At 40.3% G+C, this 14,979-nt stretch carries 14 protein-coding genes; 2 read left to right on the top strand and 12 right to left on the bottom strand.

From position 1 onward, the window contains the following. Nucleotide 1: 1 nt before the first annotated feature. Nucleotides 2–841, bottom strand: coding sequence for a zinc ribbon domain-containing protein (locus DW125_RS11715; protein WP_117538253.1), 840 nt, complete (start codon nt 839–841; stop codon nt 2–4). 200 nt (nt 842–1,041) lie between these two features. On the opposite strand from DW125_RS11715, the gene DW125_RS11710 reads away from it, so the two are divergent. After that, the gene (locus DW125_RS11710; RefSeq protein WP_117538252.1) at nt 1,042–1,245 is read left to right on the top strand and encodes a helix-turn-helix domain-containing protein; all 204 of its coding nucleotides are present in this window, start codon (nt 1,042–1,044) and stop codon (nt 1,243–1,245) included. Between the two features lie 414 nt (nt 1,246–1,659). Here DW125_RS11710 and DW125_RS11705 read toward each other — a convergent pair whose 3' ends face one another. The 8 genes from DW125_RS11705 to tdh form a co-directional block, all read right to left on the bottom strand. After that, nucleotides 1,660–2,631, bottom strand: coding sequence for a helix-turn-helix transcriptional regulator (locus tag DW125_RS11705; RefSeq protein WP_117538251.1), 972 nt, complete (start codon nt 2,629–2,631; stop codon nt 1,660–1,662). Nucleotides 2,632–3,065: 434 nt separating this feature from the next. Next, on the bottom strand, nt 3,066–3,374 hold the full coding sequence (locus tag DW125_RS11700) for a hypothetical protein (RefSeq protein WP_117538250.1): 309 nt from the start codon (nt 3,372–3,374) through the stop codon (nt 3,066–3,068). Continuing rightward, nucleotides 3,368–3,874, bottom strand: coding sequence for a hypothetical protein (locus DW125_RS11695; protein WP_117538249.1), 507 nt, complete (start codon nt 3,872–3,874; stop codon nt 3,368–3,370). The genes DW125_RS11700 and DW125_RS11695 overlap by 7 nt, the downstream gene beginning before the upstream one ends. Continuing rightward, a complete protein-coding gene (locus DW125_RS11690) occupies nt 3,837–4,154 on the bottom strand; it encodes a hypothetical protein (protein ID WP_207658361.1) in 318 nt (105 codons plus the stop codon). The genes DW125_RS11695 and DW125_RS11690 overlap by 38 nt, the downstream gene beginning before the upstream one ends. Before the next feature lie 366 nt (nt 4,155–4,520). Further along, on the bottom strand, nt 4,521–7,151 hold the full coding sequence (ppdK, locus tag DW125_RS11685; RefSeq protein WP_117538247.1) for a pyruvate, phosphate dikinase: 2,631 nt from the start codon (nt 7,149–7,151) through the stop codon (nt 4,521–4,523). A gap of 103 nt (nt 7,152–7,254) precedes the next feature. Next, entirely contained in the window at nt 7,255–8,652 is a 1,398-nt protein-coding gene (locus tag DW125_RS11680) for an aminopeptidase (protein ID WP_117538246.1), read from the bottom strand. A gap of 168 nt (nt 8,653–8,820) precedes the next feature. Next, nucleotides 8,821–10,023 (bottom strand): glycine C-acetyltransferase, encoded by a 1,203-nt coding sequence (locus tag DW125_RS11675; protein ID WP_117538245.1) that lies wholly within the window; start codon nt 10,021–10,023, stop codon nt 8,821–8,823. A gap of 21 nt (nt 10,024–10,044) precedes the next feature. Beyond that, nucleotides 10,045–11,085 (bottom strand): L-threonine 3-dehydrogenase, encoded by a 1,041-nt coding sequence (gene tdh / locus DW125_RS11670; protein ID WP_117538279.1) that lies wholly within the window; start codon nt 11,083–11,085, stop codon nt 10,045–10,047. A gap of 367 nt (nt 11,086–11,452) precedes the next feature. Here tdh and sstT point away from each other — a divergent pair, with 367 nt between their 5' ends. Continuing rightward, a complete protein-coding gene (gene sstT, locus DW125_RS11665) occupies nt 11,453–12,691 on the top strand; it encodes a serine/threonine transporter SstT (protein WP_117538244.1) in 1,239 nt (412 codons plus the stop codon). Nucleotides 12,692–12,850: 159 nt separating this feature from the next. On the opposite strand, the gene DW125_RS11660 is transcribed toward sstT, so the two are convergent. The 3 genes from DW125_RS11660 to DW125_RS13945 form a co-directional block, all read right to left on the bottom strand. Next, entirely contained in the window at nt 12,851–14,251 is a 1,401-nt protein-coding gene (locus DW125_RS11660; protein ID WP_021859921.1) for a glycine--tRNA ligase, read from the bottom strand. 55 nt (nt 14,252–14,306) lie between these two features. Continuing rightward, nucleotides 14,307–14,606, bottom strand: a complete 300-nt coding sequence (locus tag DW125_RS11655) for an FMN-binding protein (protein ID WP_117538243.1) — start codon at nt 14,604–14,606, stop codon at nt 14,307–14,309. Nucleotides 14,607–14,760: 154 nt separating this feature from the next. After that, nucleotides 14,761–14,973, bottom strand: a complete 213-nt coding sequence (locus DW125_RS13945) for a hypothetical protein (protein ID WP_147323702.1) — start codon at nt 14,971–14,973, stop codon at nt 14,761–14,763. Nucleotides 14,974–14,979 lie beyond the last annotated feature (6 nt).

Below are 14,979 nucleotides of genomic sequence, written 5' to 3'. Positions count from 1 at the left end.
ACTATTCTTCACCTCTCTCTATTTTCGCTCCACATGAAGAACAGAATGCTGCATCACTCGATACTTTTCCCCCACAATTAGGGCATGTTGTTGATATCACATATTCTTTGATCGGCGCTCCACACTCTGAACAAAATTTTTCATTCGCTGATGCTTTTCTTCCACACTGTGAACATTGATATTTTTTCACTATTTTCTGTTCAACAACTATTTTTTCACCACAGTTAGGGCAAAACTTTTTGCCACGCTGAATTTTATTTCCACACTTTTTACACTCGACAAATGCAGAGGATTGTATAGATGCTCCTATTTCACGAGCAACATTAGAAATATTTTTAACATTTATATTCTTAAGATTATTATTCGTCTCATTAGAAGAAGCGGACATTACTCCCTTCTTTTTTAATATTGTGATGACAAGAATCAACACGTTACAAAGTAAGGCGATCCAAAATCCTATTAATTTAGGAATCTTTAAAGAATTATCAACTAAAGTCACTTCTACCTGTGCTGGTTTCAAGATAGAACATGTGATAAACATTGCAACTATTGACCAGATTGGCAATATCAGATAAAGATATTTCTCATATTCTTTAAGTGCCTTCACAAAAGGAATAGCTATTATGATAATCGGCATAATATAAAATAAAACTCCAAATACAGAATAAGATATCATACCAAAACCTGTAATACTCGTAGAATAATCAGCACCCACTCCAAAAGCACTTACCGATACATCAAATGAAATCCACGGCAGAAAGAAACTTATAATGTTTACAATTGCAATGATCGAACGTGGTTCTTTTGTAATTTTCTTAATATAATCCATTTTCTTTTTCATGATAGAAATAATCTATCATTTCCCTCCTTTTTTTAGTTTGCATTAAAATCGCATCATTTGCCACTTAATGAATCCCTCTTTTTCAATGCGACCTCTTTCTTTTCTCCTGCATATATCTCATGTATGCATTATATAACTTATACATAAGTTATTCAATAAGATTTTTTCTTATATAATTGTAAAATAGCAGGAGGAAAATCATGGTACGATTACGAGTTTTAGATATTTTAAAAGAACAAAATCATACAAAATACTGGCTTTATAAACAGATGAATTTAAGTTACCAAAATTTTAATCGCATGGTAACAAATCAAACCAACTCCATCCGTTTTGAAAACCTTGATGCATTAAGTCGTATTCTTAATTGCCCAATAGGCGATTTGTTTGAAAAAACGGATTCTTGATAATTGACTTTGGTTTTATCCACTTGTATCTTTTTTTCTTATCTTAACAAGATGCCCAGACAATTTATGTCTGATTAAAATTAAATTTTACTTTTCTTTTAAATTATCTGTTACTTCCACAATCGAGTAGGAGGGAAAATTAAATAAATTTTCCCGACCTCTCACACCACCGTACGTACGATTCCGTATACGGCGGTTCAATCAACTTAGCCTTATATGCGATTTCTGTTCGTCGGACCAGAGATTTGCTTACAGCTTCCTTCAGATTCTACCTCGCGATAGACACCCTTGCTGTTCGGCTATACACTTCCCACTATCTGGGCATGTTCGGGACTTGCACCCGTTAGAGCGCGCCCATGGCGCGCAAACACAAAAAAGAAGGCAACAAATCTTGCCTTCTCCTTTTCTCAGATACTATTTATACATTTCTTGCATTTTTTCAATTTCCAACTTCATCTCTTCTACAAATTTATCCGGCGCTAATACTTTCACCCAAGCCCCCTGACTTAACAAAAACATTTTTATTCCAGAACCAAATACTTCCGCTTCAATTATGGACTTATCAGCTTGCCTGTCTGTTACTTTTGCAGTAGGTATCCGATCAAGAATCGCCTGCACGGATGGTCCGGAAAATTCAAATCGAATTTTTCGTGTTGGACCAGGCCACATAAATTGACTTTTTCTTCTAAGCATTCCTTCATCTATATTCTGCTCTTTTAACAGGACGTATTTTTCACGGTGAACTATTATGTCTACAATTCGATCAACTCGAAAATATATTGGCATATTAGACACATCTGTTTCATACCGATATCCTATTAAATAAAAATAATATTCGCTAAACATAATGGAAACTGGTTTTATTTTTCTTTTAACCAAATCCCGGTTCATCTTGTAATATGTAATAGTAATCACATTTCTATTTTCTATACAATCAGTAACTTTCCAGAGATTATCTATAACACTGTGGCAGTCCGAACCAACTTCATCATATTGATATATTTCTTTGCAAATCAGTTGTTCCAGTTTTATTCTGTCTGCAGAAGTCGTATTCACCTTTAATTTTTGAATAATTCCAAGCAACTCCTCGCTGCTAAATGCTCTGCTTCCTATCAACACTTTTGTAATTGCAAGTAATTCCTTATTGGATAGAAAATGATCCATTTTCAATGAATAACAATGATTTGTACTTGAATATTCCAATTCTGCATATCCAAGAATATCTGCATGATCTGCAAGAAAAGCCTTTAGTGAATTAATATCTCTTGTAATGCTTCTAGTTGAAACATTATATTCAAAAGCCAACTGTTGAACAGACAGTGATTCGCCCTTCATTGCTCGAAAAAAAAGTTCCATCACTCGATCTAATTTAATTTCTTTCTCCACCTGACACACCTCAATTCTTTTGCAAACTATTCCGTTATTTCAGTATAATCATCATAACCAATCACTCCGACATATTATGACACATTATTATTTATTTGCAATATATTTCTCCAACTGATATCATGTATGATTTTTGTCTAACATCAAAGGGAACTATTCAAGTCGAGCAGCCGCGAGACTTGGTGCGTGATTCTGGTCAGCATAAGCTGACAAATTCATTACAGAATCACTGCGCATCCTCGCGGAGCGTTTATCTAAGTCGGAGATTGGACTCCCACTGAGACAAATTTGTTATTACTCACCACATGAAAGATGTGGGAGTCTTCTCGACTGAAATAAATCTTTCCTTTACAATTTTTCACCCAAAAGAATTATATCATATATATCACTTTGCGCCGATCAATAATTTCTTTGGTATATAACCATTTAAGAATTCAACTCTTCACAATTTCTTCTACCAGTATTTTCACCACTTGTATGTTTAATGGTTCGTCCTTTGTTTCATAAGTAAGAATCAACTGTTTTCCGGGTATAATCCCATCTTCTATATAGTCATTTACCTTTCTAACAAAGTCATTCGAATATATTTGGTCTCCCAACATTCCAATATGTTCCCAGTAATATATCTTTTCACTTTTCTTATTCAGAATCGTAAAATCCGGATGTACAATTCTGTTTGCTTTCTTTAGATACAACTCTGCTTCATAACGATAACTTAGATTATCTGCTTTCTTGTTCAGCATATTGGCAATAATGATTTCTGATTTTGAGCGAACAATTTCTCCTCTGTCTGTCTCAAATCGTAATCCATCAGTGAACTTGTCATATTTTTTCCACTGCTGCTTTTCCCATTGTTCTGCACGTAATTCTTCTGGCAGATAAATTGCATCAACAAAGGATTTTCTTTCAGGTGACAGTTGTCTGTAAATATCCGTCTTTTTTTAGGAAAGTAATGTTTTTCAAAGTTTTTCAACGCTTGTAATTCTTTTTCCACACAGGATAACATCTTATGATAGTATGACTTTTCCGCCAGCTTCTGTACCAATTGTTCATCGCCTGTAAAAGAATCCACTGTTTCATTATCCTTATTCATATATTTATGATAATATCTAGGTTTCCCTGCTGACGACCTGCTTATTCGAAGAGATCCTTCCGGTTCATTCTTGATTTTTTCTTCTAATTCTAACTTGACCTGCTGTAATTCTTTAATATTCTTCTGTACTTCTTCTTTTATATCTGTCATAGCGTATCCCTTTTCCCTTTCTTCTTATTGTGGGGATATCACCTCGTATCCCTTTTCTTCCTTTTCTCACCTTCGGGATACCACTGCGTATCCCTTTTCTTCCTTTTCTTACCTTCGGGATGCCACCTCGTATCCCTTTTCTTCTTTTTCTCACCTCTGGGATACCACTGCGTATCCCTTTTCTTCCTTTTCTCATCTTCGGGATGCCACTGCGTATCCCTTTTCTTCCTTTTCTTACCTCTGGGATACCACTGCGTATCCCTTTTCTTCTTTTTCTCACCTCCGGGATAACACTGCGTGTCTCAAGCCCCAACCAAGCTACAGCAAAATCCCATTGCACCATAACAAGCTACAGCAAGACCTCATCGCATCACAACAAGCCCCAACCAAGCTACAGCAAAACCCCATTGCATCACAGCAAGCCCCAACCAAGCCTTTTTCAATACGAATAGATATCAATAAATCTCAATTTTCTTATAAACAAATACAAAATTGGAAAAATGTGCCGGAACCGGCACTTACTGAATAATAAAATATAGAATATATGCCTGGCCAAAAAGGCCAGGCATATAAAGAATTATAAACATATCAATAGAACAAGTTCTATCTTTTCGTCATCTAATGCTTATCTAATGCTCAACTTTAATTACGCATTCTTCTGAGCGATAGCTGCCTGTGCTGCTGCAAGACGAGCGATCGGTACACGGAATGGTGAGCAAGATACATAGTCAAGACCAATCTTGTTGCAGAATTCAACTGAAGATGGATCTCCACCGTGCTCTCCACAGATACCAACGTGAAGGTTCGGATTAACCGGCTTACCTAATTCGATAGCCATGTTCATCAGTTTACCAACACCTGTCTGGTCAAGCTTAGCAAATGGATCGTTCTCGAAGATCTTAGCATCATAGTAAGCATCTAAGAACTTACCAGCGTCATCACGAGAGAATCCGTATGTCATCTGTGTTAAGTCGTTAGTACCGAAGCAGAAGAAGTCAGCTTCTTTAGCGATATCATCAGCTGTAAGAGCAGCTCTTGGGATCTCAATCATTGTACCAACTTCGTACTCAAGGTCGCTTCCTGCTGCTGCGATCTCAGCGTCTGCTGTCTCAACTACGAATTTCTTAACGTATTTCAGCTCTTTGATATCTCCAACAAGCGGGATCATGATCTCCGGTTTAACATTCCAATCCGGATGAGCTTTCTTAACATTGATTGCTGCACGGATAACAGCGCTTGTCTGCATCTTAGCAATCTCTGGATATGTAACTGCAAGACGGCATCCACGATGTCCCATCATTGGGTTGAACTCGTGAAGTCCATCGATGATAGCTTTGATCTGCTCAACAGTCTTGCCCTGAGCATCAGCTAATTTCTTAATGTCCTCTTCCTCTGTAGGAACGAACTCATGAAGCGGTGGATCAAGGAAACGGATAGTAACCGGGTTACCTTCCAGTGCCTCATATAATTTTTCGAAGTCTCCCTGCTGTTCCGGAAGGATCTTAGCAAGTGCTGCTTCTCTTTCTTCTACTGTCTCAGAACAGATCATCTCACGGAATGCATCGATTCTGTTGCCTTCGAAGAACATATGCTCTGTACGGCAAAGTCCGATACCTTCTGCACCAAGCTCACGAGCTTTCTTAGCATCAGCCGGTGTATCAGCATTAGTACGAACTTTCATAGTTCTGTACTTATCAGCCCATCCCATGATTCTTCCGAACTCACCTGCGATTGTAGCGTCTACAGTCGGGATGATTCCGTCATAAATGTTACCAGTAGAACCATCAAGAGAGATGCAATCTCCTTCATGATATTCTTTACCGGCAAGTGTAAATTTCTTGTTTGCTTCGTCCATTGTGATGTCTCCACAACCAGATACACAGCAAGTACCCATTCCACGAGCAACTACGGCTGCGTGAGATGTCATACCACCACGAACTGTCAGGATACCCTGAGCAGATTTCATACCTGTAATATCTTCCGGTGAAGTCTCAAGACGTACAAGAACAACTTTCTCTCCTCTTGCAGCCCATTCTACAGCATCATCAGCTGTGAATACGATCTTACCACAAGCAGCTCCCGGAGATGCTCCAAGTGCTTTAGCCATCGGTGTTGCAGCTTTCAGTGCAGCAGCATCGAACTGTGGGTGAAGCAGAGAGTCAAGGTTACGAGGATCGATCATTGCAACAGCCTCTTCCTCTGTTCTCATTCCTTCATCAACAAGATCACAAGCAATTTTCAGAGCAGCTTTCGCTGTTCTCTTACCATTACGTGTCTGCAGCATGTATAATTTACCGTGCTCTACAGTAAACTCCATGTCCTGCATATCTCTATAGTGTTTTTCCAGTGTCTCACATACCTGTTTGAACTGTACGAATGCCTCTGGGAATTTTTCTTCCATCTCAGAAATGTGCATTGGTGTACGAACTCCGGCAACAACGTCCTCGCCCTGAGCGTTTGTCAGGAACTCACCGAACAGACCGTTCTCTCCTGTAGCAGGGTCACGAGTAAATGCAACACCTGTTCCACAGTCATCTCCCATGTTACCAAATGCCATCATCTGTACGTTAACAGCTGTTCCCCATGAATACGGGATATCATTGTCACGACGGTATACGTTAGCTCTTGGGTTGTCCCATGAACGGAATACAGCTTTCACTGCTTCCATTAACTGTTCCTTCGGATCAGACGGGAAGTCTGCACCGATCTTCTCTTTGTATTCTGCTTTGAACTGGTTAGCAAGTTCTTTTAAATCTTCTGCTGTCAGTTCAACGTCCTGTTTAACACCTCTGTCAGCTTTCATCTTGTCGATCAGCTCTTCGAAGTATTTCTTACCAACTTCCATAACTACGTCAGAGAACATCTGAATGAATCTTCTGTAGCAGTCCCAAGCCCAACGTGGATTTCCAGAAGCTTTTGAAAGTGTCTCTACAACTTCTTCGTTCAATCCAAGGTTCAGGATTGTGTCCATCATACCAGGCATAGAAGCTCTTGCTCCGGAACGAACAGATACAAGTAACGGATTCTCTTTGTCTCCGAATTTCTTACCTGTGATTCCTTCCATCTTGTCGATTGCTTCCATAATCTGGCCCATGATCTCATCGTTGATCTGTCTGCCATCTTCGTAGTACTGTGTACAAGCTTCTGTTGTTACTGTGAAGCCCTGTGGTACCGGAAGACCTAAGTTTGTCATTTCAGCAAGGTTCGCACCTTTTCCACCAAGAAGGTTTCTCATGGTTGCGTTACCTTCTGTAAACATATAAACCCATTTTGCCATTTTGCCATGACCTCCTAAAACTAATTTTTTCTAAGTCGCACATCTATTTTACTGGTTTTGCTATTATTCGTCAAGTGTCAGCATTAACTTTCACGACACAAAACTACATTTTTATAAGAAAGCTTTTATATCCTCTGTATGCTTCGTACACATCTGCCTTGCTTGTCACTTCCCATGGCGCATGCATACTGAGTACCGCAACACCACTGTCGATAACCTGCATTCCGTAGTTTGCCATAATGTATGCAATTGTTCCGCCGCCACCTTCATCTACTTTTCCAAGTTCAGCAAACTGGTATGCAACTTCTCCCGCATCCATTACCTGACGGATCTTTGCAAGATATTCTGCATTGGCATCATTGGATCCACTCTTTCCTCTTGCACCGGTAAATTTATTAAATACAAGCCCTTTTGCGAAAAATGCCGAACTTCTTTTTTCAAAGGCTTCTGCATACATCGGATCATATGCCGCACTTACATCAGAAGATAACATGCAGGAATTCTGCAGCGCTCTTCTCACTTTCAGATCGGATTCGCTACTTTCCAGTGTAACCAGCTCAGCAATTACATTTTCAAAAAATCTGGAATGCATACCTGTTGCACCCACACTTCCGATTTCTTCTTTATCTACCAGGATACAGCATGCCGTACGCTCTGTCTCTTCTACATCCAGCATTGCAAATAATGAAGTAAATGCACACACACGGTCATCCTGCCCATAAGAAAGGATCATACTTCTGTCAATTCCACAGTCTCTTGCTTTCCCAGCCGGTACGATTTCCAGCTCTGCGGATACAAAATCCTCTTCTTCTACGTCATAATATTCTTTTAAAAGCTGAAGTACATTTTCTTTTACTGCTTCTTTTTCTTCTGTGTCCAGATCCGGGGTTTCTTCTACCGGACAGCTTCCGAACAGCAAATCCAGTTTTTCACCTTCTACAACAGCGCTCGCTTTTTTCTCCATCTGTTTTCCCGCCAGATGGATCAGAAGATCTGTCACTACAAATACGGGATCGTCTTCCTTTTCACCAAGGCTGATTTCTACAACTGTTCCATCTTTTTTTGCTACAACACCGTGTAATGCCAGCGGAAGGGTTACCCACTGATATTTCTTAATTCCGCCATAATAATGGGTATCCAGATAAGCCAGCTCTTCATTTTCATACAGCGGATTCTGTTTTACATCAATACGCGGTGAATCTATATGTGCACCGAGAATGTTCATTCCGTTTTCCAGCGGCTCTTTTCCAATCTGGAATGCTGCAATACTTTTTCCCATACATACTGCATAAATCTTATCACCGGTTTTCAGTTTATTATTTGCTGTCTTATATGTTTCCAGCGACTGATAGCCTTTTTCTTCAAGCATTTTTACTGCAAGTTTCACACATTCGCGCTCTGTTTTTCCGGCATTCAGACATGCTTTATATTTTTCATTGATCGTGTTTAATTCTTGTTTTTGGCTATCTGTATAAGATTTCCATGCATTTTTTCGTATCATAATTTTAAGCTCCTTCCACAAGTTGTTATTCTTCCTCTTCGAATTTCTGCACACCTTCACGGAGTGTATAATAGACAGGGAATCCTTCCCTGTCTATTATACACAAAAACCGGGCAGAGCAAACGTTAATTTTGCTCTGCCCGGTCTGATATATCGGATTATACCATATTATTTGTTCAATCCCATCTCTTCTCTTACTTCTTTGAAGCATTTTACGATGAAATCAATATCTTCTTTTGTATGGCTTGCGCATACCTGTGTACGGATTCTTGCTTTTCCCTTCGGAACAACCGGATAAGAGAATGCAACAACATAAACACCTTTTTCCATCATATGCTGTGCAAATTCTGCTGCAGTCTTCTCGTCGTATAACATAACCGGTACACATGGATGAGTTCCCGGAATAATATCAAAGCCATTATCTACAAGTTCTTTTCTGTAGTAAGCTGTAACTTCTTCCAGGTGATCTCTAAGCTCTGTACTCTCATCTAACATATCAAAAAGTTCAATACTTGCGCCTGCGATAGCCGGTGCAAGAGAGTTGGAGAACAGGTACGGACGGCTTCTCTGACGAAGCAGGTCAATGATCTCTTTACGTCCTGATGTATATCCGCCGGATGCTCCACCAAGTGCTTTTCCAAGAGTACCTGTGATAATATCTACACGTCCTTCCACTCCACAATGTTCAGCAGTTCCACGTCCTGTCTTTCCTACAAATCCTACAGCATGGCTGTCATCTACCATAACAAGTGCATTGTACTTGTCAGCCAGATCACATACACCTTTCAGGTTACAGATAATTCCGTCCATTGAGAATACACCGTCTGTTGCGATCAGTTTGATTCTTGCTCCGGCTTCATCTGCCTCTTTTAACTTAGATTCCAGATCTTCCATGTTATTATTCTTATAGCGGAAACGTTTTGCTTTGCAAAGACGTACACCGTCAATGATAGATGCATGGTTCAGCTCATCACTGATAACTGCATCGTCTGCTGTCAGGATTGTCTCAAATAATCCACCATTTGCATCGAAACATGAAGAATATAAAATTGTATCATCTGTTCCCAAAAAATCAGAAATCTTCTTCTCCAGCTTTTTATGGATATCCTGTGTACCACAGATGAAACGAACAGATGCAACTCCGTATCCTTTCTCATCATAAGTACGCTTTGCAGCTTCAATCAGTCTCGGATTGTCTCCAAGTCCCAGATAGTTGTTCGCACACATACACAGAAGTTCTCTTCCATCTTCCATCTTCACACGTGCACCCTGCGGAGAAACAAACGGAGCTTCTCCTTTAAACAGTCCTGCCTCTTTGATGCCTTCTACTTCTTTTGTATAAATATTTAAAATATCATCTTTACGTGCCATCTTTCTTCTCTACCTCTCTTCTTAGTCATTCACATGTGCCCAGTCAAGAACTACTTTACCAGACTGTCCTGAAATCATTGCCTCAAAACCTTTTTCATAGTCTTTGATATCGAAACGATGTGTGATAATTTCGGAAATGTCCAGACCTGCCTGTAACATCGTAGACATCTTATACCATGTATCCCATACTTTTCTTCCGTAGATTCCACGGATATTCAGTCCGTTGAAGATTACTGTCTCAAGGTCTACTGTTGCATCTGTTCTCTGTAATCCAAGCAGTGCTATGTTACCACCGTGCTTCATATTATGGATCATGTCATGAAGACCTGCCTGTGATCCGGACATCTCAAGTCCCACATCAAATCCTTCTGTCATGCCGATTTCTTTTAAAACATCGGATAATTTTTCTTCTTTTAAGTTTACTGTTCTGGTAGCACCCAGTTTCTTAGCCAGATCCAGACGATACTGGTTCATATCTGTTACAACAACATGTCTTGCACCTGCAAATTTGGCAATTGCTGCTGCCATGATACCAATTGGTCCTGCACCTGCAACCAGTACATCTTCACCAAGCATATCATAAGACAGCGCTGTATGTGTTGCATTACCAAACGGATCAAAAATTGCATACATCTCTTCCGGTATATTCGGATTGCACGGCCATACATTAGATGCAGGGATTACGAGATATTCTGCAAATGCTCCGTTTCTGTTCACGCCGACACCTTTGGCATCCTTGCAGTTCTCTTTGTGTCCTTCCAGACAGTTACGACATTTACCACATGTAATATGTCCTTCTCCGGATACCAGGTCACCGATCTTGAATCCTTTCACACCCGGTCCTACTTCTACAACTTCACCTACATATTCATGACCTGCAGTAAGTCCGACCGGAATTGTATGCTGTGCCCAGTCATTCCACTGATAAATATGTACGTCTGTTCCACAGATTGCTGTCTTGTGGATCTTAATCTTCACATCATTCGGTCCCACTTCCGGAATCGGAACTCTCTTCATCCATAATCCAACTTCTGGTTTTTCTTTTACAAGTGCCCACATCATTCCATCATTTTGTACGCTCACAGTATTAAACCTCCCGTTTTCTATTGTCCCCCCGACAATTTTTATTTTGCTGTCTCATTATAACACCTCTTCTCTCTATATACAACTTTTTTCTTGCTTTTTTTGTGCACATTGACATTTTTTTCACATTTTATGTGTATTTTTTTGTCTTTTTCAACAGTTTTTTCTGTGAAATCTATTTACAAACCATAGTCTATTCTTTATAATAAAACCCGTTACAGCAGGTTGAGCATGGAAAAGCACTACGGAAGAACCGCCTACTTCTCCATGCTCGATGTATCTATCGGGGAACATATTACAAAAGAAAGAGAGGATGCAGGTTTTTACCTGCAAAAGGAAGGGATCTATGAAAAACTTAATTCAGAAATGGAACAGCATAAGCCTTGTATTAAGAATCCTGTGCGGTCTGATCGTTGGTATCATTCTTGGGCTTTGCATTCCAAAAGTAACTGTTATTGCAATTCTTGGAGATTTATTTGTCGGAGCTTTAAAAGCGATTGCTCCGCTTCTTGTCTTCTTTCTTGTTATGAGCGCACTTGCTCACATGGGCGAGGGGCAGAAGACAAACATGGGCTTTATCGTAGCTCTTTATATGCTTGGTAACCTTTTCTCAGCACTTGTTGCAGTTATAGCCTGCCGTCTTTTCCCAGTTACTTTAACTCTTGGAAAAGCAGCCACAGAAGATGTTACTCCTCCGAGCGGAGTAGGCGAAGTATTAAAGAATCTTTTGCTCAATGTTGTGTCCAATCCGATTGCTTCTATCGTAAATGCGAATTATATCGGTATTCTTGCATGGGCATGTATCTTTGGTATCGCACTCAAAGCTGCATCTCCTGCAACAAAGAATCTGTTAGATGATTTTTCCAATGCTCTGTCAACCGCAGTAAAATGGGTAATCAGCTGTGCTCCGTTCGGAATCATGGGACTGATTTTCAATGTTATTTCCGAATCCGGACTCAAGGCATTATTATCTTACGGAAGACTGATTCTTGTACTTGTTGGAAGTATGGCATTTGTAGCACTGATTATGAATCCACTGATCGTATTCTTCTGCTCACGCAAGAATCCATATCCGCTTGTATTCAAATGTCTGGTAAGAAGCTTTATCACTGCATTCTTCACCAGAAGTTCTGCAGCCAATATTCCAGTTAACATGGAGCTTTGTGAAGAGATGGAACTGGATGAGAATACATACTCCGTATCCATTCCTCTTGGTGCAACAATCAACATGGCTGGAGCTGCTATTACAATCTCTGTTATGGCATTATCCGCAGCCAATACAGTTGGTGTATCTGTAGACTTTGGAACTGCACTGATCATGTGTGTTCTTGCCGCACTCAGCGCTGCCGGAGCTTCCGGAGTTGCCGGTGGTTCTCTGCTTCTGATTCCTATGGCATGCAGCCTGTTTGGTATCTCTTCTGATATTGCAATGCAGGTTGTTGGTGTCGGCTTCATTGTTGGTGTAATCCAGGATTCCTGTGAGACAGGTCTGAACTCCTCTACAGACGTTCTGTTTACAGCCGCTGCTGAGCTCCGTGACAGAAGACTTCATCCAGAACGTTATAGTAAAGAAGCAAACATCTAAAACAATTACTTAGGTTTGATTATCAGTCGGGAAGGACTTGCACAGGCAAGTGCCTTCCCTTTATCATTAACAGTGCCAGAAAGGCTGTGGCATCTTATCAGATGCCACAGCCTTTCTATTAACGATTTTCTATGAAACCACGCATTCTCTTATTAAATCTTACCACTCAAACTTCTCTGCGAAATAAGCTTCCAGATCTTCGATCTTAATTCTCTCCTGTTCCATCGTATCACGATCACGAACAGTAACTGCTCCGTCTTCCTCAGAATCAAAATCGTAAGTTACACAGAATGGTGTTCCAATCTCATCCTGACGGCGGTAGCGTTTACCGATATTTCCACGGTCATCATATTCGCAGTTATATTTCTTTCTTAAAATCTCATATACTTTCTCTGCACCTTCATTCAGTTTCTTGGACAACGGAAGGATACCAATCTTAATCGGTGCAAGTGCCGGATGGAAATGAAGTACTGTACGGACATCCGGCTTCTCTTCTGTTCCAATATTCTCCTCATCATAAGCACTGCAAAGGAATGCAAGTACCATACGGTCTGCTCCAAGTGACGGTTCGATAACATATGGAATATATTTGATTTTTTTCTCATCATCAAAATAAGTCATATCCTGTTTAGATACATTCTGATGCTGTGTCAGGTCGAAATCTGTACGGTCTGCGATACCCCATAACTCTCCCCATCCGAACGGGAACAGGAATTCAATATCTGTTGTCGCTTTACTGTAATGGCTCAGCTCTTCCGGATCGTGATCACGATAGCGGACTTCTTCTTCTTTTAAGCCAAGCTGCTCTAACCAGTCAAGACAGAACTTCTTCCAATATGCATGCCATTCAAGGTCTGTATCCGGCTCACAGAAGAATTCCATCTCCATCTGCTCAAACTCCCTTGTACGGAAAGTAAAGTTACCAGGTGTAATTTCATTACGGAATGACTTACCAATCTGGCAGATACCGAATGGAAGTTTCTTTCTGGATGTACGCTGTACATTCTTAAAGTTTACAAAAATTCCCTGTGCTGTCTCAGGTCTTAAATAAACAACATTTTTTGCATCTTCTGTTACGCCCTGGAATGTCTTAAACATCAGGTTGAACTCACGGATCTCTGTAAAATTATGCTTTCCACAGGTCGGGCATGGAATGTTATGGTCTGCAATGTAGCCTTCCATCTGCTCATGACTCCATCCGTCAATGCTGTCCGGAATATCCAGCCCGTTCTTATGTGCATAGTCCTCAATAATCTTATCTGCACGGAAACGCTCATGACACTCTTTACAATCCATAAGAGGATCACTGAATCCTCCAAGATGTCCACTTGCTACCCATGTCTGTGGGTTCATCAGAATTGCACAGTCCACACCAACATTGTATGGAGACTCCTGTACAAACTTCTGCCACCATGCTTTCTTTACATTGTTCTTAAGTTCTACTCCAAGATTACCATAGTCCCATGTATTCGCAAGCCCGCCGTAAATCTCTGATCCCGGATATACAAATCCTCTTGATTTTGCCAGTGCTACGATTTTGTCCATAGTTTTCTCTACCATATCCCTTGTCCTCGCCTTCTATAATATAGTAATTGTACCTTATTATACATTTTTACTATTTGCTTTTCAAGTATTTTCCCGGAAACGGTCGTTCTGCATTTCTTCTCGGACACCGTTCTGCACATTTTCCACATGCAAAACATTCGCCGGGCAGCAGAACATGCAGAAAACAGTTGCCGGTTTCTGTAACCTTTGCGACCTTTTTCGCCTTGCCTTTTCCCCCGAAAGATACAGGCGCCTGTTTCGTTGTCGATTTTGTTCCATACAACGCATTTTTCACTGCACCGATAATTCCTTTGGAACTGTAGGTTGCTCCTGATACTGCATCTACATCAGTACTCAGCTGCCGGATCATCAGATCTGTCAGCGTTTTGCACGATTGAAGAAAGAAGTCGTTTCTCTCGGCGAGCTGTCAATGTGTATCTTCACAATCTTTTTATTCTTGATCGTTACGGTCACCGTGATCTTTCCACCATATCCATTTGCAGAGCCTGTGTATTTTCCATCTTTTAGATCAAAACCTTTACCTTTTTCCCGGCTTTCACTGTCTGGGACTCTGTCGTTTGCTTCCTTGCTGCCAGAATCTTCTGTACCCAACTTTCTCCATCGGAATCTGTTCCTGCATCCGGTCTGTATTCGGTGACAGCCACTATAACAAAAATTCCAAGTAACATTACCTGAAGTACCGGTTTTATCATCTGTAATTTTTTCAGGATTTTCATACTCTA

The sequence above is a fragment of the Dorea sp. AM10-31 genome (assembly GCF_003435815.1).
GTDB lineage: Bacteria > Bacillota > Clostridia > Lachnospirales > Lachnospiraceae > Dorea_D > Dorea_D hominis.
This window is presented reverse-complemented; position numbering and strand designations above follow the sequence as displayed.

What these genes read in the sequence shown, in the direction of transcription:
- DW125_RS11655 (WP_117538243.1), bottom strand. Translation starts at nt 14,606, where the DNA reads ATGATCCGGCAGCTGAGTACTGATGTAGATGCAGTATCAGGAGCAACC.
- DW125_RS11715 (WP_117538253.1), bottom strand. Translation starts at nt 841, where the DNA reads ATGAAAAAGAAAATGGATTATATTAAGAAAATTACAAAAGAACCACGT.
- tdh (WP_117538279.1), bottom strand. Translation starts at nt 11,085, where the DNA reads ATGATGTGGGCACTTGTAAAAGAAAAACCAGAAGTTGGATTATGGATG.
- DW125_RS13945 (WP_147323702.1), bottom strand. Translation starts at nt 14,973, where the DNA reads ATGAAAATCCTGAAAAAATTACAGATGATAAAACCGGTACTTCAGGTA.
- DW125_RS11675 (WP_117538245.1), bottom strand. Translation starts at nt 10,023, where the DNA reads ATGGCACGTAAAGATGATATTTTAAATATTTATACAAAAGAAGTAGAA.
- DW125_RS11700 (WP_117538250.1), bottom strand. Translation starts at nt 3,374, where the DNA reads ATGCTGAACAAGAAAGCAGATAATCTAAGTTATCGTTATGAAGCAGAG.
- sstT (WP_117538244.1), top strand. Translation starts at nt 11,453, where the DNA reads ATGAAAAACTTAATTCAGAAATGGAACAGCATAAGCCTTGTATTAAGA.
- DW125_RS11680 (WP_117538246.1), bottom strand. Translation starts at nt 8,652, where the DNA reads ATGATACGAAAAAATGCATGGAAATCTTATACAGATAGCCAAAAACAA.
- DW125_RS11710 (WP_117538252.1), top strand. Translation starts at nt 1,042, where the DNA reads ATGGTACGATTACGAGTTTTAGATATTTTAAAAGAACAAAATCATACA.
- DW125_RS11695 (WP_117538249.1), bottom strand. Translation starts at nt 3,874, where the DNA reads ATGACAGATATAAAAGAAGAAGTACAGAAGAATATTAAAGAATTACAG.
- DW125_RS11660 (WP_021859921.1), bottom strand. Translation starts at nt 14,251, where the DNA reads ATGGTAGAGAAAACTATGGACAAAATCGTAGCACTGGCAAAATCAAGA.
- ppdK (WP_117538247.1), bottom strand. Translation starts at nt 7,151, where the DNA reads ATGGCAAAATGGGTTTATATGTTTACAGAAGGTAACGCAACCATGAGA.